This window comes from Shewanella alkalitolerans (genome assembly GCF_019457575.1).
Classification (GTDB): Bacteria; Pseudomonadota; Gammaproteobacteria; order Enterobacterales; family Shewanellaceae; genus Shewanella; species Shewanella loihica.
This window is the reverse complement of the sequence record NZ_CP080422.1, coordinates 4,053,832-4,076,859: the sequence shown is the minus strand read 5'-3', so window position 1 is coordinate 4,076,859 and position 23,028 is coordinate 4,053,832. Positions and strand designations below refer to the sequence as shown.

Genomic DNA, 23,028 nt, shown 5'->3' with positions numbered 1-23,028 from the left:
GATAACTTGTTCTTGTTAGAGCGAGTGGCACGTCCGAGCGACGATGCTTGTTCTTTAAAAATTTGGAAAGCTGATAGTAATAACCGAAAGGTTATTGCGAAAATAATTGAGTTCTCAAAACACACTTTAATCAAGTGACTTGAGTATTCTTTTGGCGAAAGTTGAAACCATTAGTTGCGATGCAGCTCAGATGAAACTCATTTGGGTTGTATGGTTAAGTGACTAAGCGTATACGGTGGATGCCTTGGCAGTCAGAGGCGATGAAGGACGTAGTAACTTGCGAAAAGCGTTGGCGAGCTAGTAACAAGCATTTGAGCTAACGATGTCCGAATGGGGAAACCCGGCACCATAAGGTGTCATCACTAAGTGAATACATAGCTTAGTGAGGCGAACGAGGGGAACTGAAACATCTAAGTACCCTTAGGAAAAGAAATCAACCGAGATTCCCCTAGTAGCGGCGAGCGAACGGGGATTAGCCCTTAAGCCTAGAGGGTGTTAGTGGAATGTGTTGGAAAGCACAGCGATACAGGGTGATAGCCCCGTACATGAAAACTAACTTTAGGTGAAAACGAGTAGGACGGGACACGTGATATCTTGTTCGAATATGGGGGGACCATCCTCCAAGGCTAAATACTCCTGACTGACCGATAGTGAACCAGTACCGTGAGGGAAAGGCGAAAAGAACCCCTGTGAGGGGAGTGAAATAGAACCTGAAACCGTATACGTACAAGCAGTGGGAGCGGTTCTTGAGACCGTGACTGCGTACCTTTTGTATAATGGGTCAGCGACTTACATTTTGTAGCGAGGTTAAGCGAATAGCGGAGCCGTAGGGAAACCGAGTGTTAACTGCGCGTTTAGTTGCAAGGTGTAGACCCGAAACCCGGTGATCTAGCCATGGGCAGGTTGAAGGTTGAGTAACATCAACTGGAGGACCGAACACACGTATGTTGAAAAATGCGGTGATGACTTGTGGCTGGGGGTGAAAGGCCAATCAAACCGGGAGATATCTGGTTCTCCTCGAAAGCTATTTAGGTAGCGCCTCGAGCGAATACCATTGGGGGTAGAGCACTGTTAAGGCTAGGGGGTCATCCCGACTTACCAACCCTTTGCAAACTCCGAATACCAATGAGTACTACTCGGGAGACACACGGCGGGTGCTAACGTCCGTCGTGAAAAGGGAAACAACCCAGACCATCAGCTAAGGTCCCAAAGTTATTGCTAAGTGGGAAACGATGTGGGAAGGCTTAGACAGCTAGGATGTTGGCTTAGAAGCAGCCATCATTTAAAGAAAGCGTAATAGCTCACTAGTCGAGTCGGCCTGCGCGGAAGATATAACGGGGCTAAGCAATACACCGAAGCTATGGGTACTAGCGCTTGCGCTGGTGCGGTAGAGGAGCGTTCTGTAAGCCGTTGAAGGTGAAGGGGTAACCCACGCTGGAGGTATCAGAAGTGCGAATGCTGACATGAGTAACGATAAAGGGGGTGAAAAACCTCCTCGCCGAAAGACCAAGGGTTCCTGTCCAACGTTAATCGGGGCAGGGTGAGTCGACCCCTAAGGCGAGGCCGAAAGGCGTAGTCGATGGGAAACGGGTTAATATTCCCGTACTTCTGCTAACTGCGATGGAGAGACGGAGAAGGCTAGGCTAGCGCGGCGTTGGTTGTCCGCGTTTAAGGCTGTAGGTAGGGTACTTAGGCAAATCCGGGTACCTAATACTGAGAGTTGATGACGAGTCACTACGGTGATGAAGTAGTTGATGCCATGCTTCCAGGAAAATCTTCTAAGCTTCAGGTTAGTAGGAATCGTACCCCAAACCGACACAGGTGGTCGGGTAGAGAATACCAAGGCGCTTGAGAGAACTCGGCTGAAGGAACTAGGCAAAATGGTACCGTAACTTCGGGAGAAGGTACGCTCCTGTTGGTGATGAGACTTGCTCTCTAAGCTGACGGGAGTCGCAGATACCAGGTGGCTGCAACTGTTTATCAAAAACACAGCACTGTGCAAAATCGCAAGATGACGTATACGGTGTGACGCCTGCCCGGTGCCGGAAGGTTAATTGATTGGGTTATCTTCGGAGAAGCTCATGATCGAAGCCCCGGTAAACGGCGGCCGTAACTATAACGGTCCTAAGGTAGCGAAATTCCTTGTCGGGTAAGTTCCGACCTGCACGAATGGCGTAATGATGGCCACGCTGTCTCCAGCCGAGACTCAGTGAAGTTGAAATTGCGGTGAAGATGCCGTATACCCGCGGCTAGACGGAAAGACCCCGTGAACCTTTACTATAGCTTGGCACTGAACATTGACCCTACATGTGTAGGATAGGTGGGAGACTTTGAAGCGGGAACGCCAGTTCTCGTGGAGTCATCCTTGAAATACCACCCTTGTAGTGTTGATGTTCTAACTCTGGCCCCTGAATCGGGGTTGAGGACAGTGCCTGGTGGGTAGTTTGACTGGGGCGGTCTCCTCCCAAAGAGTAACGGAGGAGCACGAAGGTTGGCTAAGTACGGTCGGACATCGTACGGTTAGTGCAATGGCATAAGCCAGCTTAACTGCGAGACATACACGTCGAGCAGGTGCGAAAGCAGGTCATAGTGATCCGGTGGTTCTGAATGGAAGGGCCATCGCTCAACGGATAAAAGGTACTCCGGGGATAACAGGCTGATACCGCCCAAGAGTTCATATCGACGGCGGTGTTTGGCACCTCGATGTCGGCTCATCACATCCTGGGGCTGAAGTCGGTCCCAAGGGTATGGCTGTTCGCCATTTAAAGTGGTACGCGAGCTGGGTTCAGAACGTCGTGAGACAGTTCGGTCCCTATCTGCCGTGGGCGTTGGATGATTGAAGGGAGCTGCTCCTAGTACGAGAGGACCGGAGTGGACGAACCGCTGGTGTTCGGGTTGTCATGCCAATGGCATTGCCCGGTAGCTACGTTCGGAATCGATAACCGCTGAAAGCATCTAAGCGGGAAGCGAGCCCTAAGATGAGTCATCCCTAGACCTTTAAGGTCTCTAAAGAGCCGTCCGAGACTAGGACGTTGATAGGCAGGGTGTGTAAGCGTTGTGAGGCGTTGAGCTAACCTGTACTAATGACTCGTGAGGCTTAACCATACAACCCAAAAGGGTTTCGTAAGATGGTTTTACGTAATCAAAAGAATACAAAAGTACTTGATTGAAGTGCGAACTCAAATTGACTCTTAAATAAGAGTACAGCTTTCCGAATTTCCAAATTTGTCTGGAAACCATAGCATTGTGGTCCCACCTGATCCCATCCCGAACTCAGAAGTGAAACGCAATCGCGCCGATGGTAGTGTGGGGTCTCCCCATGTGAGAGTAGGTCATTTCCAGGCGCCTAATAAACGATAAATCCCCAGCACCTAGTGTTGGGGATTTTTTCGTTTAACAGCTTTTGAAATATCTACTCGAACATGGGAAATATAAAGAGCCCGAACGCAGTGAGGTGCATTTCCATGTGAAGTAGGGCGAATATCGCGATAGCGATGTGCTTATGAGCGCGAAGCTTTAGCGGAGCTGGCCATGACAGGCGCCTTTTCTCTTGATTCATTAGACCCTCAGCTCGCAGCCTAGCTGCTTCGCGCTCCTGTCATCTATCAAGCTTCGCTTGATAAAAGGATGTCTTACGCTCACATGAGAGAGAGAAGGGAGTTAGTGTTGATGTCTGGCTCGAAGCTAGCCATGACAGGTGCCAATTCTCGATGTCGGTCGACAAATGCTCCTTCTATATCGACACTTCCGCCATCTATGGCGGTCGCCCACAACTGAGCGGGTTCCCGGCTCGCACCTAGCGGCTTCGCGCTACAAAACCCTTGGACGCTGCGTATCCATAGCGGGACTTTGTCACCACTTTATGAAAAACCTTAATTTTTATTTATTCACTCTCAATCTAATACAGAGGAGCTTATAGGTTGAGCCCATTGTTATTGCTCGATACGCGGCTGTTAATGTTAAAAGTAAGAGACGACAAAATGATTAACTTTATGAAGTCGATAGTATTTCGCATGCGTGAGGATTACTCAGGCAAACAAGGCTCTCAAGCTCTTAGCGAAAACGTTTGCAGTATAGGTATTAGAATCTATGTGGGACTTTAAAATGTCTGCCTGACGTTTAACCCATTATTATTAGGCCTGTTTACTTAGAGTCGGGGCTACTTGTTGGGTGAGTGGTGGACATCTTTAATCAAAAATAGGTGTAATAAGTCGTTTATCTCATATTGATCGTAATTATTCGAGAAGCTCCGTCTTCGGGGAGTGATGTGTTGATAGTGATTGTGATTTGTTAGGAAGAGAGGGTAAAAGCCCGAGCTAATTTTCGGGCTTTCGGATTCGTTGCTATAAAGAGAGGAGCTTTTCTATGATGGGCGTATTAGCTTCTGGAAAGTCATAGTCTTCGAGTTCGTCGAGTCTAGCCCATTTAACTTCTTGGCCTTCAAGTCCCTGAGCTTCACCAGAAAAGGATTTTACTGTATGGATATCAAGATATACCTGTTTATCCGGATAATCGTGGGAAATTGCCATTAAGGGGCTTGTTGAGGTAACTTTTATTGCAACTTCCTCCCTTAACTCTCTTATCAGCGCTTGGGAGGTTGTTTCACCAGATTCGACCTTGCCACCAGGAAATTCCCACTTCCCACCTTGGTGTAGATGATCTGGGCGTTTGGCAAGTAAGATCTGCTCTTGTTCATCGAATACTATGCCTACCGCGACGTGCACACGTTTCATTTAGTGGTCCTTAAAAAAGTCTGCTTCTTCATAGCCTAATGAATCTAGGGCTTCGGGATCAAACTCGGGTTTTACTGGGATGGCGTGCTTTTCTGATGCCCAGTCGCCAAGGTCGATCAGCTTACATCTTTCACTGCAGAAGGGTTTAAATTGAGATTCTTTTGACCAAAGCACCTCTTTCTGGCAGGTAGGGCATTTAACAGTGGTTGGCATAATCATTCCCATTGGCCGATTTTTAACAGTCGGCTATGGTAAACCACTTTAGGTGCAGGTTGCCAACATAAAGTCTATCGATCTGTCTGAGTGTTTTTGCTGGTCAAATAAGACGAAATGTATGGCGTAGCGGTTACGGTTGCCACTGATGGTGGGATAGCATCCCTGAGCGGGATCTATCTTCACCCGGATAAGTGAGAGGGCTTGAGTGCTCGACCCTTGATAAAAGCCAGCGGTGGCCGTTGCAGGGTTATAAACGGTTGTTTTACGGGTGAGCTCAAGCAGTAGTTTGATTGGTGTTAACAGGCATTCGAAATGTTCTGTCCAGTTCTTGTACTCTTGCTGGCGTACTTCCCAGGGTTTGGCTAACCAGTAATGTAGCTGGGGGAGATCGAAGTTACAGCAGGCACCTGGCATGCCGAATCGCTGGCGTAATGCTGAGAGAAATCTGTCTTGTTTTAGTTTTTGACCGGGTCGTTCACAGCGGATTAGCTTAACTCTCGCCTCTTGCATCTGATCGATATAGCCTTCTACCTGCTGCTCATCGATGTGGGGGAGGTGCTGCCATTTTTTGAGGTTTATGAGCTGCTTATCGATGTCTTTTATAATTTCACTGCGATAGTCACAACGTTCGGTGAGTTCACAAAGAGAAAATAACGGATAGAAACAACGATGTTGATGATCTTGATCTAAATTACTTTGCACCTGATTAGCGAGGTACTCTAGCCTAAGGTAGCTTCGAGTCTTCTCGTTTAGCGGTTGTTCATAGATCAATTCATTCATGACGATTATCAAGTCTGAGCGGCTAATTTTATGTATTTATTATGTAATGCAGCGACTTTTTCTTTTAATGCCGAGATATCACCTCGATTATCGATAACATCATCGGCTTTAGATAGTTTTTCGTCTCTGCTCGCCTGGCTAGCTATTATATTTTTTACTTGCTGCGCATCGACAGCATCCCTTTCAGTGGTCCGCTTTATTTGTAACTCTGGCGAAATATCAACCACTAAAGTGCAATTGACTAACCTATCTAAACCGTTCTCAAATAGCAAGGGGACAACTAAAATTGCGTAGGCTGAGGTCGCATTTTGCAATTGTGTTAACATTTCCGTCCGAATTAACGGGTGCAGGAGGTTGTTCAACCACTCTCTTGCAGATGGGTCGTTAAAAATTTTTTCTCTTAAAGCAGCGCGATTGAGCTCACCATTTTCAAGTAGGACGCTTGGACCAAAATGGTGAGCAATTTCGGTTAGCCCTTTCGTCCCCTTGGCGACAACGTCTCTACTGACAATATCTGCGTCAACAAGATCAATACCCCATTCGTCAAACAAGTTGGCGACAGTCGTCTTGCCGCTTCCTATACCGCCGGTGAGGCCTACAACAAATTTCGACATGATGTTTTCTTAGCTAACGCCTATAAGGTAGATAGGTACCAATTTACTATCTTCTCACCCCAAATCATGGCTATCCAGCCTGCTAAGGCGATATAAGGGCCAAATGGTATGGGGTTGCCAGAATTGATCTTCTTATTGACTATGAGTAGCAAGCCAACTAGTGCACCAACAATGGAGGATAACAGGATGATGAGGGGCAGTAATTGCCAGCCAAACCAGGCGCCGAATACGGCTAATAGCTTAAAGTCGCCATAACCCATACCTTCCTTGCCGGTTAGTATTTTGAATCCCCAGAACACGCTCCAAAGGCTCATATAGCCTGCTGAAGCGCCAATGACCGCATCTGTAATCGAGACAAAGGTGCCATTTAGGTTTATAAGTAGGCCAATCCATAAGAGTGGCAAAGTGATCTGATCCGGCAGCAGCATCTCATCGAGATCTATTCCTGTTAAGGCTACTAGGCCAAAGGTCAGAATGGTGGCAAAGACAAATTGCCAAGTTGGGCCAAAATGGTAGGCCAGATAGGCAACCGCTAATCCAGTTAAGGCTTCAATGACAGGATATCTTGCAGAGATACGTGTTTTACAATGAGCGCACTTACCTCCAAGCATCAACCAGCCTAATACTGGTAGATTATGCCAAGGCTTTATGCTTGTTTTACATTTTGGGCAGGCAGAGCCAGGTACCACAAGATTGTATTTTTCTGGATAGTCATCGATCGGCTGAGCTAATTTATCTTTAATTTCCGCAACGGTTGCGTTGTGGTATTCATCAAGATATTGGTTACATTCTAGCTGCCACTCTCTTTTCATCATCACTGGAAGGCGATGAATCACCACGTTTAAAAAGCTGCCTATGACCGCGGCAAAGGCAAAGGAAATCGCGGCAAACAGCAAAGGGTACTGAGCCATTAATTGGAGCAATTCAGTCATTGAAAAATCTTATTCTTATATTTAGAAAAAACTGAGGGTTAGCCGCCCACTACATTTCCTAGTTGGAATATAGGGAGATACATACCAATGATGAGACCGCCAACAAGCGTACCGATCACAACCATCATAATAGGTTCAATTAGGCTAGATAGACCATCAACAGCATCATCTACCTGCATTTCATAGATATTAGCCACCTTATTGAGCATTTCATCTAAGCCGCCTGATTCCTCACCAATCATAACCATCTGGATAAGCATATCTGGAAAGAGTCCAATGGTACGCATTGCGACATTCATCTGCATGCCGGACATCACTTCGGTGCGGACTTTCGTAAGTGCACTGCGGTAGACGTAGTTTCCTGAGGCTCCAGCAGCTGATTCGAGACCATCTATGAGCGGTACACCTGCAGAGAATGTTGTGGCTAAGGTCCTTGCAAATCTTGCCATCGCAGCCTTGTGAAGTATTTCGCCAATTATAGGAATCTTAAGTACAAGTTCGTCAATCCTATTTCTGAAGTTTTCAGATTTTAGGTGGGCTCGTTTAAATCCCCAAACGAAGGCTATTAAGCCAATCACAAAAAAATACCACGACGATTGTAACCATCTAGATAGGTTTACGATCATTTGTGTAAAAGCAGGTAACTCAGCACCAAACCCTGCGAAAATACTTTCAAATTGAGGTACAACGAAGAGTAATAGCAGTGTCGTAACTGCAATAGCTACGACGACAACTGCAGCGGGATAGAACATTGCTTTTTTGATTTTTGATTTTAAAGCTTCTGCCTTTTCTCTATAGGTTGCTATTCTATCGAAAACAGCGTCTAGCGAGCCTGAGTGTTCACCTGCGCCGACTAAGTCAACATAGAGATCGTCGAAGTACCTTTTGTGAGGTCTAAGAGCGTCTGACAGTGGAATACCTGATTGAACATCACTTACTATGGTACCCAATAGCTCTCGCATTTTGGGCTTTTCGTGACCTTTACCTAGCATTTCAAGGGTTGTAACGATAGGGACCCCTGCTGCCAACATAGTAGCTATTTGACGAGTAATCATAGCTATATCCATTGGCTTAATCTTAGGGTCACGCTTAAATAGAGGCTCTGGCTTCTTTTTTACTACTTTGGGGTTAACGCCCTGAGACTTTAGTTGAGCTTTAATTTCAGCCGATGAAGTACCTCTTAATTCGCCCGAAGTTTTCTTTCCGTCACGATTTGTGCCTCGCCATTCGAAGGTTACAACTTTAGGTTGAGCCTTAGTCGCTTTCTGCTTCTTTGTTCTAGTAGTTGTTTTACCAAGCGATGCGGTAGCCATGAAATGTCCTTTGAAGTCCTGTTTGTTTGCTTGCTTTAGAAGCTAGTTACACGATTGATTTCTGCAATGCTAGTTACGCCCGAGATGACTTTCCTTAGTCCTGAAGCACGAAGATCTCTCATTCCTTGCTCTTTTGCCTGATTGGCTATTTGTAGTGAGTTGCCTCCTTCCATAATAGTACGAGCAATCTCATCTGACATTTTCATTACTTCATAAATACCTACACGGCCTTTGTAACCGCCGGAACATAGGTCACATCCAACAGGTTTATAGACGGTGAATCCTTTATCGATTTGTGCCTGAGTAAAACCTAAATTCAGTAATTCGTGTTCAGGAACATCTTCCGGTTGCCGGCATTCGGTGCAGAGTCTTCTGGCTAAGCGCTGAGCGATAATTAGATTGACTGAACTGGCGATGTTGTAACCTGGAACGCCCATGTTGATGAGACGGGTCAGGGTTTCGGCTGCTGAGTTGGTATGCAGTGTAGATAATACTAAGTGACCGGTTTGCGCAGCCTTGATTGCAATTTCGGCTGTTTCCAAGTCACGAATCTCACCTACCATAACCACATCAGGGTCTTGTCGCAGGAAAGAGCGGAGAGCTGAGGCGAAGGTGAGTCCCGCTTTTAAATTGATATGAACTTGGTTTATACCTTCAAGATTTATTTCTACCGGATCTTCAGCGGTAGAGATGTTACGTTCTTGGGTGTTTAGAATATTAAGGCCTGTATAGAGAGATACTGTTTTTCCCGAGCCTGTCGGTCCAGTAACCAAGATCATACCTTGGGGTTTGGCCAGCATCTCTTCGTACAGAGCTCTCTGATCATCCTCATATCCAAGCTTCTCGATACCTAGCTGGGCGGACGAAGAGTCCAAAATACGCATTACGATTTTCTCGCCCCAGATGGTGGGCAGTGTACTAACACGAAAATCGATAGACTTGCTACGTGATAGCTTCATCTTGATGCGACCATCTTGAGGTACGCGGCGCTCGGCTATATCCAGCTTAGACATCACCTTGAGACGCGCAGATATGCGACCAGCTAGATTGACAGGGGGTTCGGATACTTCATGTAAGATGCCATCAATACGAAAACGAATACGGTATCGTTTCTCATAAGGCTCGAAGTGTAAATCAGATGCGCCTTTACGAATTGCATCGGTTAAAATTTTATTGATATAGATGACAATTGGAGCATCATCGCTAGAGTCGCCTTGGTCTTCCTGACGCCTATCGGTATCTGTTACCTCTATATCAGATAACGCATCGGCATCAATTCCATCAAGGTCCAATGCGGAGATGTCTTCTTCTAATACTTTTTCAATGGCTACAGTAAGTTTGTCATCTTCGACTAAGATTGCTTCAGCATGGAGTCCTGCACTGAATTGGAAATCCTCTAGAGCTGCGATGTTAGTCGGGTCGGATGTGCCAATATAGAGTCTATTTCCTCTCTTGAATAATGGAAGGCATCTGTGTTTTTCGATGAGCTTTTTATTGAGAAAATCTTCGGGAATGCTGTTTACGTCAAATTCGTTAAGGTCGAGTAATGGAGTTCCATACTCTTCATAACAAAGTTCCGCTATCTGTCTAGCAGAGATAAGTTTTTCGGCGACGATTGTAGATACTAAGGAGTGTTTCGACTGGCGTGAGCTTGCAATTGCAGATGCCATCAGCTCTTGAGACAGCAAGCCTTTATTAATAAAGAGGGTAGATAGCCCTAAATGTAAGCCCGTCGTTGGCATCTAGTACCTACTTCCGTTATGAGGATTATATGTACAGTGTACACTAAGCTTTGTCACTTAAAAATCGTGGTTAGCGTTAAAAATAAAGGAGCCAACAATTTATTTTTATATGTTGGCTCCGACATGGATTAGTTTGCTTTACAGGTTGCAGTACCCATACTGCATGTAACTGTGCCAGCGGCATCTTGTGCTGTAAATGTTAGATCAGATGCAGCATTTAGGGTTGCTAAAGTCGTTGGTAATCCTGGGTTAGCAGTGCAAGACGTTGGGGTATATGTTGGGGCAGACATATCCGAGATGAGTGCTGCAGCATTAGCTTTTACCGCGGATGTCGCCTCACCTAGACACGAATTTAGTTTACTTCTTGTGATGTACTCTTTGTATGCGGGCAACGCAATTGCTGCTAAAATGCCAATAATAGCAACTACGATCATCAATTCGATCAGGGTAAAACCCTTAGCGTCTTTACGTAATCCTTTGTTCATGCCTTTCATTATTTTACTCTCCAATAGAATTTTAAAGGGTTGCGTAGTAAATTCGACTTACTTTTGACAACCACAAATCTCACAAGATGTACCGTTAGATCTTTTTAATACACTGATTTATCGCTGATTTCTACTAGCACTGACAGCTATGAATTTTTGTGGTGCAAGTAAAGATCACAATAAATCGTTTCGGCTGAATTGGTCACTTTAAAGTTATAGCCTTTTTATTGCGACTTAAAACTTTAAAGAGTCAAACTTGGCCGAAAAGGCCATATCGCCTTGTACTGAAAGTTAGTACAAAGTTACATAAAATGGAATAGCTAGTCGTCGTAAAGTGCTAATAAAAATGCTATTTGTCTAAAAACTGTGTTTAATGAGCCCTCTAGGTTATAACATTTTATTGACATTTTTGCGTCCAGTGACGTAATTCGTAGAGGTGTCAAAAATTTGTTGTTTGCTATAGCTTGTGCCAATTCATGCTGTTCTATAAGGGAGGTGATTGGAACTCATGACTATATGGGAACAACCTTTTCCCTGTTTGATAGGCTTGGATGGCTAATTGCTTTTCACCTATAAGAAGATAAGCATCTGATAGTTCCTTGTAAAGTTTGGCTCTAGGCCAGTATTTTAACAATGCTTCCACTTCTGAAATAAAGTAACGGATTGACGTAAAATCACTCTTTTTATGTAATAAAGGTTGTAAAAACCAGGCGTATTCAATTCCGTTAACAATGGCTATGGGATTTACTATTTCTGTTAGGTATTTGTTGTCATTGAATTCACTTGTTTCAAATTGATGGAGCTTGGTTAAAGTTTGCATTCCAGTTATCATGAATATCACCGTTGCTAAAGGAATTGTTATAGCAGTAATCTTGAACTCCAGCCATCCTGGGCGAATTTTGTGTTCAATAGGTGAAATAGTTTTTTCTATGAGAAATAATGTGAAAATGAAAGTGATAAATACTATGCTTGAGTGATAAAAAGGAAGCTCTGTCAGAGTGTGGAAACCTGCTGGGAATATTATTGCAGTAAAAAATAATCCCTTTCTCCAGCCATTTGAAAAATAATTTCTTAATATAAATAAGGCTAGTGATAATAGAGCAAGCACAGGGAGGATTCCCCCTTCTACACCCCACAGCAATAGTTCATTGTGAGGGTGGCCTGCATTATATCCAAATTGGTTTGCTTTAAATTCATGGTTTTCTATATAGTCTGCTTGTGCTTTATGAAAACTAATTCCAAAGCTACCGTAACCAGTTCCTGTAAAAATATTCTTAGAAATTAATAATAATGAGATCGTGTATAATGTAGGTCTAATATTATCAACTAGCTCTCTAGGTGAGTATCCTCTATCTAAGATGTTTATTATCATTGGTACGGATAATCCTATTAGTATGGATAAGTACCACATTCTTAATTGTTTAGCGCCGCATCTTTTGTAAAGTGTCGGCGCAGATAGCGCTAATACCATGAAGAGCGATATAGTTGCCGTTTTTGAACTATTCAGGATAACCATCCAAGAAGCTAAAAAAGATGCTAGGCAGATGACAGGTTGGTAGTACTTTGACTTGTATTTGTTGTAAGCTAATAAATATGCTGATAATGCTATCCCCATAACAAAAAAGGTTGAGGCTACATTGGGCTGTTTGAATATACCATAGGGACGATCTTCAGGAGGGTGTTGAAGCCAAATTTGGTCGATAAAAACATATTCCTGAACTAAACAAATGATGCCCTCAACTATTACCCCAGCAAGAATCCATAGTACCAGCTGATTCAAATTACTCTTTGCTAAATTAATCTGATATAATGAGAATAAAAAAACTAATCCTGCAATTAATCCTGTTAGACGTTGTGCACTATATTTTAGTAGTTCATTGTTACCGTATAAGATAGGCATGAACAATATTAAAACACAGATGGATGTTGCTATGAGTAGCTTTGAATAATAGATCTTATTAGTTTTTGAACATTGCCATAACGCTAGGCCTATAAGTATAGAAACAAAAGACCAAGTTACTAAATTTGCAGGAATAGTTAATCCTAACCCCCCATAATTGTACTGATAATAGTGCATGCCAACTGCAAACATTAGGGCAAAAACAATATAGAAATAACGTTGGGTTGCAGTTGTCATGCAAGTTCCTTTTGTGTGTAAGGTTATTTTTGTTTTATACCTTTATTTCAGGCGTAGCGACAAATCCAGAGCCTTGATGTGCTTAGTGAGGGCGCCGACTGAAATGTAGTCTATGCCTGTCTTGGCATAGTCTGAGATGGTGTCTAGCGTCACGTTGCCCGACACCTCGAGTTTTACCCGCTGGTTTTCGCTATAGCTATTATTTAGCTCCACCGCTTCTATCATCATGGTGACGTCAAAATTGTCGAGCATAACGATATCGGCGCCTGCGTCGAGCGCCTGCTTGAGTTCATCGATACTTTCGACTTCGACCTCCACTAGCTTGTCGCTGGCAAGCTGGCGGGCGGCATTAATGGCAGAGGCAATTGAGCCACTGGCCATGATGTGATTTTCCTTGATCAAGAAGGCATCGAACAAGCCTATACGATGGTTCTTGCCACCACCGCAGGTGACGGCATATTTTTGTGCCGTGCGTAGACCCGGTATCGTCTTGCGGGTATCTAATAGCTTGCAGTGAGTGCCTGCAAGTCTGTCGACATAGAGTTTGGTTAGAGTGGCAACGCCGGAGAGTGTCTGGATAAAGTTCATCGCGGTGCGCTCGCCGGTCAGGATGGCTCGGGCCGAACCTGACATTTCACAAAGCACTTGGTTCGGTAAGACGAGATCGCCATCGTCCACATGCCAGTGCAAGGCAACTTCACCACCTAGCTGGTTAAAGACTTGTTCTGCCCAGGCCTTACCACAAAAGACCCCTTCTTCGCGGGTGATTAAGCTAGCCTGTGCATACTTATCGCTTGGAATAAGCTGAGCCGTGATATCCAGGCTTAACTTTTCTTCGGCGGTAAGATTTGAATCGGCCTGAAAACCTAAATCTTCTTCGAGCGCGACTTTGACGGCTAATCTAATGTCATTTTCCAGCATCTTTCTATCCTCATGGCGGCTCGCCGCACTCCCTGAGCGCATCACTTGTGGCTCGAATGGGTTATCTCTCTTGATTCAAAGGCTGCGAGCACTTAGCTATATGCCGTTAATAGTAACAAATCCCTGATTGAAAAAGCAGGGATATTTAGCGCTACGCGGTGAAGATAGACGCAATTTGTGCCGATTTGTAATCATTGCTCTCGTGTGACTAGCAGCTATCATCCGAATTGGGGTAAAGTGCTAACGGCTTGATATTGTTTGGAGGTAGATTGGTCTGTGGCTAACATGACATTGCATAAAGGTTGGATTCGAGAGTGTCGACAGTGTGTCTCGCCACATTTTAATGCCCGACCAGATAAAGAGGTGAGCCTGTTGGTGATCCACAATATCAGCCTGCCTGCTGGCCGGTTTGGCTTGCCCTATATTGACCAGCTTTTTCAAGGTTGTTTGGATACTCAGGCCGATGAGAGTTTTTGCGACCTACAAAGATTAGAAGTGTCGGCGCATTTTCTGATCCGGCGAGACGGCGAGTTGGTGCAGTATGTCAGCTGTGATGATCGCGCCTGGCATGCTGGCGTCTCCTCGTTTGCAGGGCGAACGGGTTGTAACGACTTTGCCATAGGTATAGAGCTTGAAGGTACCGATAGCCTCGCCTATACCGACGAGCAGTATGAGCGGCTCACGCAATTAACCTTGGTCTTGTTTGACGCATATCCTATGCTCAATAGAAATCTTATCGTCGGGCATTGCGATATCGCTACCGGGCGTAAGACAGATCCGGGCGAGAGTTTCGACTGGCACAGATATCGCGCCAGCCTAGTGACTGAATAAAACCTTTTAGTTGACCGACAATCACAATAATCAGATGGAAGGGAGAGGGGAGAAAGATGGCACTGTTTTCCTTATTGTTGGCGATCATGATTGAGCGCCTCAAGCTATTACCCCAGGCATGGCAGCTAGAAACCCTATTAGCCTTGTATGCCAAGAGTTTCTTTGGCCGCAAGCAGCTAACTAATGACCTTATGATGGCGATTGCGCTGATTCTGCCTGCGATAGCTGTGCAGGTGCTGGCCTGGTTCGTGGCCGGCATGTTTTGGGGGCTGTTGAGCCTCGGGCTCTGGGTCGGAGTGTCGATTCTCTGTTTCAGTCATCTCAAACAGCGTCAGGTCTTCAAACAGTATATACAGGCAGCCTGCCGCGGCGATGCCCAGGCTTGTTACCATTTTGCCGATGAGCTCGATCCCTATGTGTCACTGAATGCTGTTTCCGAGCAGGATCTTGGCGAGAAGGTCGGGCAAACGGTTGCCTGGCTTAACTACCGCTTCTATGGTGCCGTGGCCTTATACCTTATCTTCTTTGGACCGGCCGGTGCCGTGCTCTACTGTACCGTGCGTTATTTCTCTGACGATGCCAAGAGCCGAGGCGCCGAGCTTCCCATAGTGGATACCGCCTTGATGCTGCTGGACTGGCTGCCGAGCCGCCTGATCGCCCTGGGCTATGTGCTTAGCGGCCACTTTTCGCTGGCATTTAGCCGTTGGCGACAGCAGGCACTGTGCTGGCGCTGCCCGGCGCGAGATGTGATCTCAGAGGTTGCCCTGGCGGCAGAGACAGTTGAATTTAATTCACCTACACCAATTTGCGTCCAATCGACCATCTCTTTGCTACAGTTGAGTAAGCGAAACTTTATCTTACTCGTGATCGGTCTTTCTTTGCTGACGATCTTCGGGGTGGTAGTGTAGGGACTGGGCGAGACCGGTGGCTATTTAGCGCCTGACTCGCTTCGTTGCTTCTACTTAATGCCAACCTTGGGTGCTTGGAGCAATGGTCAGACCCCTTAATCATAAATATAAGCTATTCTCACAAATCGTGAGTTTACATGAAGCAGATCACGAACTGGACATCTGAAATGTGATTTGATAAAGTGCGCTCAGTCAATTAAATTGGTAAGACCAATTTACAATAGGAGCTGAGGGCCATATGGCTTATAGCAAAATCAACCAGCCAAAAATTTCTGACGTGATCATGAATCAGCTGGAGCAGATGATCCTAGAGGGGAGTCTGCAACCGGGTCAGAAGTTACCACCAGAGCGTGAATTGGCACTGCAATTCGAAGTCTCTCGACCATCTCTTCGTGAAGCAATTCAAAAGTTAGAAGCAAAAGGCTTGCTGCTGCGTCGTCAAGGCGGTGGTACCTATGTCAAAGAGCAACTTTGGCAGAGTCTTGCTGATCCTATTGTGGAGCTGATGCACAGCGATTCCGAGAGTCAGTATGACCTCCTCGAGTTTCGTCACGCCACTGAAGGCATGATGGCCTATTTTGCGGCGCTTCGGGGTACCGATGCGGACATGCAAAACATCAAAGAAAAAATCCAAGCGGTAGAAGCTGCGTCTGACATCGAGGCGAAGGCAGAGGCGATCGTGTGTTTTTATCGCGCCATTGCCGAGGCCTCACACAACGTGGCTATGCTGCACTTGGTACTGAGTTTATCTCCCGTGCTGCATAAGAATGTGGCGCAAAACCTAGAGTTGCTAAAGCGCAGAGCTGATGCCTCTAAAATGGCGAACGAGCATAGGCAAGATCTTCTTGCCGCCATCGTCCGTCGTGATCCCGAAGCTGCAAGAGAAGCCTCAAACGAGCATCTAAGCTACATTGAGGAAGTGATGTTGTCTGTGAGGGAAGAAGATAGCCGGTTGCAGCGTAGTCTGCGCCGTTTGAAGAGTGGCGCGTAGGCAGTCTGTCTAACCGCCACTTTTTATTATTCAATTCATACAATTAATGTATATAGGGAAGGACTGCGAAATGTCTGAACATATGCTGCAAGATTTAGATCCGTTAGAGACTCAAGAGTGGGTCGATTCATTACAAGCTGTATTAGAGCAAGAAGGTCCGGAACGTGCTCATTTTCTTCTTGAGAAACTAATCGACAAGGCTCGTCGTAACGGTACACATCTGCCTTATAAGGCGACCACCGCCTACCTCAACACGATTCCTGCCGGTCAGGAACCTCATATGCCAGGTAACCAAGAGATGGAGCGTCGCATTCGCGCCATCATTCGTTGGAACGCCTTGGCCATGGTACTGCGTGGTTCGAAGAAAGATCTTGAGCTGGGTGGCCACATTTCCAGTTTCGCCTCTAGTGCAACCATTTACGATGTTTGCTTCAACCACTTCTTCCGTGCACCAAACGAGAAGGATGGTGGTGACTTGGTTTACTTCCAGGGTCATATCGCTCCTGGTATCTATGCGCGCTCTTTCCTCGAAGGTCGCCTGACCGAAGATCAACTGGCTAACTTCCGTCAGGAAGTCGACGGCAAGGGTCTATCATCTTACCCACACCCTAAGTTGATGCCTGACTACTGGCAGTTCCCAACAGTTTCTATGGGTCTGGGTCCTATCCAGGCTATCTATCAGGCGCGTTTCCTGAAGTATCTGACTGACCGTGGTCTGAAAGATTGTTCTGAGCAAACCGTATACTGCTTCCTGGGTGACGGTGAGTGTGACGAGCCAGAAACGTTAGGTGCTATCGGTCTGGCCGCTCGTGAAGAGCTGGACAACCTGGTCTTCATCGTTAACTGTAACCTGCAGCGTCTTGATGGCCCTGTACGTGGTAACGGCAAGATCATTCAAGAGCTTGAAGGCGAATTCCGCGGCGCTGGCTGGGAAGTGGCTAAGGTCATCTGGGGTCGCTACTGGGATCCGCTATTGGCTCGTGACACCAGCGGTAAGCTGCTGCAGCTGATGGAAGAAACCGTCGACGGCGAATATCAAAACTGTAAGGCCAAAGGTGGCGCTTATACCCGTGAGCACTTCTTCGGTAAGTACCCTGAAACCGCCGAGATGGTCGCCAACATGTCTGACGACGACATCTGGCGCCTCAACCGTGGTGGTCACGATCCTGTGAAGATCTATGCCGCACTGCAACATGCGAAGAACACTAAGGGCCGTCCAACCGTTATCCTGGCTAAGACAGTGAAAGGTTATGGTTTGGGTGATGCCGGTGAAGGTAAGAACATCGCGCACAACGTTAAGAAGATGGACATCAGCGCCGTACGTTACTTCCGCGATCGCTTCAATATCCCGATCCCTGACGACAAGCTAGAAGAGATTCCTTTCTATCACCCAGGTCCAGATTCGGAAGAGGTGAAGTACCTTCAGGAACGCCGCGCAGCGCTGCACGGTTCTATGCCGGCTCGTCGTCAGAAGTTCTCTGAAGACCTCGAAGTGCCTTCACTGAAGATCTTTGACTCTATCCTCAAGGGTTCTAACGGTCGTGAGATCTCAAGCACCATGGCGTTCGTCCGTATTCTGACTGCGCTGCTGAAAGATAAGAAGATAGGCAAGAACATTGTCCCTATCATTCCTGATGAGGCGCGTACCTTCGGTATGGAAGGTCTGTTCCGTCAGGTGGGTATCTATGCTCACGAAGGACAAAAGTACGTACCACAAGACTCGGATCAGGTGGCTTACTACCGCGAAGACAAGTCAGGCCAGGTACTTCAAGAGGGTATCAACGAGCTAGGCGCCATGTCTTCTTGGGTGTCTGCGGCGACCAGCTACTCGGTTAACGATACGCCAATGATCCCATTCTACATCTACTACTCTATGTTCGGTTTCCAACGTATCGGCGACATGGCATGGGCGGCAGGTGATATGCGTGCTCGTGGCTTCATGGTTGGTGGTACATCGGGTCGTACTACCCTGAACGGCGAAGGTCTGCAGCATCAGGACGGTCACAGCCACGTATTGGCTAACACTATCCCTAACTGTATCTCTTACGACCCGACCTATGGTTATGAGATTGCGGTTATCGTTCAAGATGGTATCCGTCGTATGTACGGCGAAAACCAGGAAGATATCTTCTACTACCTGACCACGATGAACGAAAACTATGTTCAGCCTGAGATGCCAGAAGGTGCCGAGGAAGGTATCGTCAAGGGTATCTACAAGCTGGAATCAGTGTCTGGTAGCGGCAAGGGTAAGGTACAGCTAATGGGCTGTGGCACCATCCTTGAACAAGTTCGTAAGGCGGCGCAGGCGCTGGCGAAAGACTTCGGTATCTCGTCAGACGTATTCAGCGTGACCAGCTTCAACGAGCTGACTCGCGACGGTCAGGCGGCAGAGCGTTACAACATGCTGCACCCAACCGAGACGCCTAAGCAGGCTTACATCAGCCAGGTGCTGTCTAGCGATTCACCAGCCGTTGTTGCCACCGACTATATGAAGATATATGGCGAGCAGCTACGCGCCTATGTTCCTACCGACTACAAGGTGCTGGGTACCGACGGTTTCGGCCGCAGTGACAGCCGCGAGAACCTGCGTCACCACTTCGAAGTGGATGCTAAGTTCATCGTGATCGCGGCACTGAAGTCGCTGGTTGACCGCAACGAGTTGCCAGTTGAAGTACTCTCGCAAGCAATTGCCGAGTACGGCATCGATGTTGACAAGATCAACCCACAGTTCGCGTAAGGGGATAGAGAATGGCTGAATTAAAAGAAGTTTTAGTCCCCGATATCGGTGGGGATGAAGTACAGGTTATCGAGATCTGTGCTGCGGTGGGCGATACCCTCGCCGCCGAAGAATCGATCATTACCGTTGAAAGCGACAAGGCGACCATGGATATTCCTGCGCCTTTCGCCGGTAAACTTGCCGAGATCAAGGTCGCCGTGGGCGATACCGTCTCTGAAGGTACACTTATCGCTATGATGGAAGCGGGTGAGGCGCAGGCCGCCGAGCCTGCACCAGCGGCAGCAGAAGTGGCTCCTGCAGCAGCACCGGCTACGCCTGTTCCGGCAGCGCCTGTTGCTGCGGCGCCAGCCTCTGCACAAGTGATTGAAGTGACAGTGCCGGATATCGGCGATGCTTCAGATGTCGACGTGATTGAAGTGCTGGTGGCCGTGGGCGACAGCATAGATGTCGACACTGGGCTTATCACGCTGGAAACCGACAAGGCGACCATGGAAGTACCAGCGCCTGCAGCCGGTGTGGTGAAAGAGATGAAAGTGGCCGTTGGTGACAAGGTCTCTCAAGGCTCTCTGGTTTTGATGCTTGAAGTGAGCGGTGGTGAAGCTGCGGCTCCTGCGGCAAGCGCGGCTCCAGCACCAAGTGCAGAAGCAGTACCAGCGGCCGCTGCCAGCATCGAAGTGAAAGAGATCGCCGTACCCGATATCGGCGACGCGTCTGACGTTGATGTTATCGAGGTATTGGTCGCTGCCGGTGATGTGATTGAGGCCGACCAAGGCCTGATCACCCTGGAAACCGACAAGGCCACCATGGAAGTACCAGCACCATTCGCCGGTAAGCTGGTTTCTGTGACCGTTAAGGTGGGTGACAAGGTTTCTCAGGGCAGCGTCATCGCGACCATAGAGACACAGTCGAGTGCGCCTGTTGCCGCTCCTGCTCCGGCCGCTGCAGCACCTGCGCCAGTTGCACAAGCCAGCGCACCAGCGCCTGCGGCGAGCAAGCCGCCTGTGCCGCATCACCCGAGTGCCGGTAGCAAGCCGGTAACAGGTGCCGTACACGCCTCGCCAGCGGTTCGCCGTCTGGCTCGCGAGTTTGGTGCAGACCTGACTCAGGTAACTGGTACTGGTCCTAAGGGACGTATTCTCAAGGAAGACGTTCAGGCCTTTATCAAGTATGAACTGTCTCGTCCTAAAGCCTCTGCGGCCACTAGCGTGGGCGCCGGTGAGGGGGGGCTGCAGGTGATTGCAGCGCCTAAGGTTGATTTCGCTAAGTTCGGTGAAGTGGAAGAAGTGCCGCTGAGCCGTATCCAGAAGATATCTGGACCTAACCTGCACCGTAACTGGGTCACTATTCCACACGTGACTCAGTTCGACGAAGCCGACATCACAGAGATGGAAGCCTTCCGTAAGCAGCAAAACGAGATTGCCGCCAAGCAGAAGACTGGCGTTAAGATCACGCCTCTGGTCTTCATGATGAAGGCGGTTGCCAAGACACTGCAGCAGTTCCCAGTGTTTAACGCCAGCCTGAGCGCCGACGGTGAGTCGCTGATCAAGAAGAAGTACTACCATATTGGTGTGGCGGTTGATACGCCAAACGGTCTGGTTGTGCCTGTGGTTCGTGATGTCGACAAGAAAGGCATCATAGAGCTGTCGGCCGAACTGATGGAGATCTCGGTTAAGGCCCGTGACGGCAAGCTGAAAGCGGCCGACATGCAGGGTAGCTGTTTCACCATCTCTAGCCTGGGTGGCATCGGTGGTACGGCATTTACGCCTATCGTTAACTATCCTGACGTGGCGATCTTAGGGGTTTCTAAGTCTGAAATTAAACCTAAGTGGAATGGTAAAGAGTTCGAGCCTAAGTTAATGTTGCCGCTCTCTTTATCTTACGACCACCGTGTGATCGACGGCGCCATGGCGGCACGCTTCAGCGTGACCCTGTCAAGTATGCTGTCCGACATACGCACACTTATTTTGTAATGATGAAGGCTACTCACCATGAGTAGCCTTTTGTTTAACTCCTTGAAAGGTTAAAATGCGGCCACCTTACAAGAACTAACGTTCAAAAAGCTGGCGTCATAATGGGTTGGGCCGGAATTCCTCCCAACACAATGAGAAAGAATAGAGGAAAACATGAGTAACGAAATCAAAACTCAGGTAGTGGTTTTAGGTGCAGGCCCTGCAGGTTATTCAGCAGCATTCCGTGCTGCCGACTTAGGCCTGGAGACTGTTATCGTAGAACGTTTCAGCACCCTAGGTGGTGTGTGTCTGAACGTGGGTTGTATCCCATCTAAGGCACTGCTGCACGTTTCAAAGGTGATCGAAGAAGCTAAGGCTATCTCAAACCACGGTGTGGTATTTGGCGAGCCACAGATCGATCTCGATAAGCTACGTGAGTTTAAGCAGAGTGTTATCAGCCAGCTGACTGGCGGTCTTGGCGGCATGTCTAAGATGCGTAAAGTGAACGTGGTTAACGGCCTGGGTAAGTTCACCGGTCCTAACACCATCGAAGTTGCCGGCGAAGACGGCGTGAAAGTGGTTCACTTCGAGCAAGCGATCATCGCTGCGGGTTCTCGTCCAATTCAACTGCCTTTCATTCCTCATGAAGATCCACGCATCTGGGATTCGACCGATGCGCTTGAGCTGAAAGAAGTGCCTGGCAAGCTGCTGGTCATGGGCGGCGGTATTATCGGTCTTGAGATGGGTACTGTTTACTCATCACTGGGTAGTGAAATCGACGTGGTTGAGATGTTCGACCAGGTGATCCCTGCTGCCGATAAAGATATCGTTCGCGTCTACACCAAGAAGATCAAGAACAAATTCAACCTGATCCTTGAGACCAAGGTGACTGCCGTTGAAGCGAAAGAAGACGGTATCTATGTCTCTATGGAAGGCAAGAAGGCACCGACCGAGCCAGTTCGCTACGACGCAGTATTGGTTGCTATTGGCCGTACACCTAATGGTAAGCTGATCGACGCCGACAAGGCTGGCGTAAACATCGATGAGCGCGGTTTCATCAATGTCGACAAGCAGATGCGCACTAACGTGCCACACATCTATGCTATCGGTGACATCGTAGGTCAGCCTATGCTGGCACACAAAGGTGTGCATGAAGGTCACGTCGCCGCCGAGGTGATTGCTGGCATGAAGCACTACTTCGATCCTAAGGTGATCCCATCAATCGCTTACACAGATCCTGAAGTGGCTTGGGTTGGTCTGACCGAGAAAGAAGCCAAAGAGCAAGGCATCGCCTACGAGACAGCAAGCTTCCCATGGGCGGCGAGTGGTCGTGCAATCGCCTCTGATTGCTCTGAGGGCATGACTAAGCTGATCTTCGATAAGGAAACTCATCGCGTGATCGGTGGTGCTATCGTGGGTGTTAACGGTGGCGAACTGCTGGGCGAGATAGGTCTGGCTATCGAGATGGGTTGTGATGCCGAAGATCTGGCACTGACCATCCATGCTCACCCAACACTGCATGAGTCTGTTGGTCTAGCGGCCGAGATCTACGAAGGTTCAATTACCGATTTGCCAAACCCTAAGGCAAAGAAGAAAAAGTAATTGCTTCTGAAATCCGAAAAAGCGCTCACTGAGCGCTTTTTTTTTGGCTGGCTAACTTATATATTATATTTTTGTAACAATAATAAGTTTCTCGCGCTATGCCCCAACCCCGTTGTGCTGTCTGTCTGAGATGGGAT

The 23,028-nt window shown here is 47.5% G+C and carries 16 protein-coding genes and 2 rRNA genes; 8 read left to right on the top strand and 10 right to left on the bottom strand.

Annotated elements, in window-relative coordinates:
- Window positions 1-212 precede the first annotated feature (212 nt).
- Both K0J45_RS17640 and rrf read left to right on the top strand, forming a co-directional pair.
- A 23S ribosomal RNA gene (locus K0J45_RS17640) occupies window positions 213-3,105 on the top strand.
- 123 nt (window positions 3,106-3,228) lie between these two features.
- Window positions 3,229-3,344: ribosomal RNA gene (rrf, locus tag K0J45_RS17635) — 5S ribosomal RNA — on the top strand.
- A 999-nt stretch (window positions 3,345-4,343) separates the two neighbouring features.
- On the opposite strand, the gene mutT is transcribed toward rrf, so the two are convergent.
- From mutT to nadC, 10 genes are all read right to left on the bottom strand, one after another.
- On the bottom strand, window positions 4,344-4,733 hold the full coding sequence (gene mutT / locus K0J45_RS17630) for an 8-oxo-dGTP diphosphatase MutT (RefSeq protein ID WP_220043500.1): 390 nt from the start codon (window positions 4,731-4,733) through the stop codon (window positions 4,344-4,346).
- The gene (gene yacG / locus K0J45_RS17625; RefSeq protein WP_041407493.1) at window positions 4,734-4,946 is read right to left on the bottom strand and encodes a DNA gyrase inhibitor YacG; all 213 of its coding nucleotides are present in this window, start codon (window positions 4,944-4,946) and stop codon (window positions 4,734-4,736) included.
- A gap of 48 nt (window positions 4,947-4,994) precedes the next feature.
- A complete protein-coding gene (gene zapD, locus K0J45_RS17620) occupies window positions 4,995-5,729 on the bottom strand; it encodes a cell division protein ZapD (protein ID WP_144202495.1) in 735 nt (244 codons plus the stop codon).
- Between the two features lie 8 nt (window positions 5,730-5,737).
- Window positions 5,738-6,343 carry a dephospho-CoA kinase gene (gene coaE, locus K0J45_RS17615; protein WP_220043499.1) on the bottom strand — a complete coding sequence of 202 codons (606 nt, stop codon included), beginning with the start codon at window positions 6,341-6,343 and terminating at the stop codon, window positions 5,738-5,740.
- A 20-nt stretch (window positions 6,344-6,363) separates the two neighbouring features.
- Window positions 6,364-7,275, bottom strand: coding sequence for a prepilin peptidase (locus tag K0J45_RS17610; protein WP_220043498.1), 912 nt, complete (start codon window positions 7,273-7,275; stop codon window positions 6,364-6,366).
- Window positions 7,276-7,313: 38 nt separating this feature from the next.
- Complete coding sequence (locus K0J45_RS17605) at window positions 7,314-8,588, bottom strand: type II secretion system F family protein (RefSeq protein WP_220043497.1); 1,275 nt, start codon at window positions 8,586-8,588, stop codon at window positions 7,314-7,316.
- A 35-nt stretch (window positions 8,589-8,623) separates the two neighbouring features.
- On the bottom strand, window positions 8,624-10,330 hold the full coding sequence (gene pilB / locus K0J45_RS17600) for a type IV-A pilus assembly ATPase PilB (protein ID WP_220043496.1): 1,707 nt from the start codon (window positions 10,328-10,330) through the stop codon (window positions 8,624-8,626).
- 128 nt (window positions 10,331-10,458) lie between these two features.
- Window positions 10,459-10,824 carry a prepilin-type N-terminal cleavage/methylation domain-containing protein gene (locus K0J45_RS17595; protein WP_220043495.1) on the bottom strand — a complete coding sequence of 122 codons (366 nt, stop codon included), beginning with the start codon at window positions 10,822-10,824 and terminating at the stop codon, window positions 10,459-10,461.
- 475 nt (window positions 10,825-11,299) lie between these two features.
- A complete protein-coding gene (locus K0J45_RS17590) occupies window positions 11,300-12,952 on the bottom strand; it encodes a PglL family O-oligosaccharyltransferase (protein WP_220043494.1) in 1,653 nt (550 codons plus the stop codon).
- A gap of 42 nt (window positions 12,953-12,994) precedes the next feature.
- A complete protein-coding gene (gene nadC, locus K0J45_RS17585; RefSeq protein ID WP_220043493.1) occupies window positions 12,995-13,873 on the bottom strand; it encodes a carboxylating nicotinate-nucleotide diphosphorylase in 879 nt (292 codons plus the stop codon).
- Between the two features lie 285 nt (window positions 13,874-14,158).
- Here nadC and ampD point away from each other — a divergent pair, with 285 nt between their 5' ends.
- The 6 genes from ampD to lpdA all read left to right on the top strand — a co-directional run bounded on the left by ampD (window position 14,159) and on the right by lpdA (window position 22,891).
- Complete coding sequence (ampD, locus tag K0J45_RS17580) at window positions 14,159-14,704, top strand: 1,6-anhydro-N-acetylmuramyl-L-alanine amidase AmpD (protein WP_220043492.1); 546 nt, start codon at window positions 14,159-14,161, stop codon at window positions 14,702-14,704.
- 56 nt (window positions 14,705-14,760) lie between these two features.
- Window positions 14,761-15,612 carry a beta-lactamase regulator AmpE gene (gene ampE, locus K0J45_RS17575; protein ID WP_220043491.1) on the top strand — a complete coding sequence of 284 codons (852 nt, stop codon included), beginning with the start codon at window positions 14,761-14,763 and terminating at the stop codon, window positions 15,610-15,612.
- Between the two features lie 238 nt (window positions 15,613-15,850).
- Entirely contained in the window at window positions 15,851-16,603 is a 753-nt protein-coding gene (gene pdhR, locus K0J45_RS17570; RefSeq protein ID WP_011867228.1) for a pyruvate dehydrogenase complex transcriptional repressor PdhR, read from the top strand.
- 70 nt (window positions 16,604-16,673) lie between these two features.
- On the top strand, window positions 16,674-19,340 hold the full coding sequence (gene aceE / locus K0J45_RS17565; protein WP_011867227.1) for a pyruvate dehydrogenase (acetyl-transferring), homodimeric type: 2,667 nt from the start codon (window positions 16,674-16,676) through the stop codon (window positions 19,338-19,340).
- Window positions 19,341-19,351: 11 nt separating this feature from the next.
- Complete coding sequence (gene aceF / locus K0J45_RS17560; protein WP_220043490.1) at window positions 19,352-21,310, top strand: pyruvate dehydrogenase complex dihydrolipoyllysine-residue acetyltransferase; 1,959 nt, start codon at window positions 19,352-19,354, stop codon at window positions 21,308-21,310.
- A gap of 153 nt (window positions 21,311-21,463) precedes the next feature.
- Window positions 21,464-22,891 carry a dihydrolipoyl dehydrogenase gene (gene lpdA / locus K0J45_RS17555; RefSeq protein ID WP_011867225.1) on the top strand — a complete coding sequence of 476 codons (1,428 nt, stop codon included), beginning with the start codon at window positions 21,464-21,466 and terminating at the stop codon, window positions 22,889-22,891.
- Window positions 22,892-23,028 lie beyond the last annotated feature (137 nt).

Bases quoted from the DNA above. Each gene is read 5' to 3' on its own strand.
- mutT (WP_220043500.1), bottom strand. From the start codon at position 4,733: ATGAAACGTGTGCACGTCGCGGTAGGCATAGTATTCGATGAACAAGAG.
- yacG (WP_041407493.1), bottom strand. From the start codon at position 4,946: ATGCCAACCACTGTTAAATGCCCTACCTGCCAGAAAGAGGTGCTTTGG.
- zapD (WP_144202495.1), bottom strand. From the start codon at position 5,729: ATGAATGAATTGATCTATGAACAACCGCTAAACGAGAAGACTCGAAGC.
- coaE (WP_220043499.1), bottom strand. From the start codon at position 6,343: ATGTCGAAATTTGTTGTAGGCCTCACCGGCGGTATAGGAAGCGGCAAG.
- K0J45_RS17610 (WP_220043498.1), bottom strand. From the start codon at position 7,275: ATGACTGAATTGCTCCAATTAATGGCTCAGTACCCTTTGCTGTTTGCC.
- K0J45_RS17605 (WP_220043497.1), bottom strand. From the start codon at position 8,588: ATGGCTACCGCATCGCTTGGTAAAACAACTACTAGAACAAAGAAGCAG.
- pilB (WP_220043496.1), bottom strand. From the start codon at position 10,330: ATGCCAACGACGGGCTTACATTTAGGGCTATCTACCCTCTTTATTAAT.
- K0J45_RS17595 (WP_220043495.1), bottom strand. From the start codon at position 10,824: ATGAAAGGCATGAACAAAGGATTACGTAAAGACGCTAAGGGTTTTACC.
- K0J45_RS17590 (WP_220043494.1), bottom strand. From the start codon at position 12,952: ATGACAACTGCAACCCAACGTTATTTCTATATTGTTTTTGCCCTAATG.
- nadC (WP_220043493.1), bottom strand. From the start codon at position 13,873: ATGCTGGAAAATGACATTAGATTAGCCGTCAAAGTCGCGCTCGAAGAA.
- ampD (WP_220043492.1), top strand. From the start codon at position 14,159: ATGACATTGCATAAAGGTTGGATTCGAGAGTGTCGACAGTGTGTCTCG.
- ampE (WP_220043491.1), top strand. From the start codon at position 14,761: ATGGCACTGTTTTCCTTATTGTTGGCGATCATGATTGAGCGCCTCAAG.
- pdhR (WP_011867228.1), top strand. From the start codon at position 15,851: ATGGCTTATAGCAAAATCAACCAGCCAAAAATTTCTGACGTGATCATG.
- aceE (WP_011867227.1), top strand. From the start codon at position 16,674: ATGTCTGAACATATGCTGCAAGATTTAGATCCGTTAGAGACTCAAGAG.
- aceF (WP_220043490.1), top strand. From the start codon at position 19,352: ATGGCTGAATTAAAAGAAGTTTTAGTCCCCGATATCGGTGGGGATGAA.
- lpdA (WP_011867225.1), top strand. From the start codon at position 21,464: ATGAGTAACGAAATCAAAACTCAGGTAGTGGTTTTAGGTGCAGGCCCT.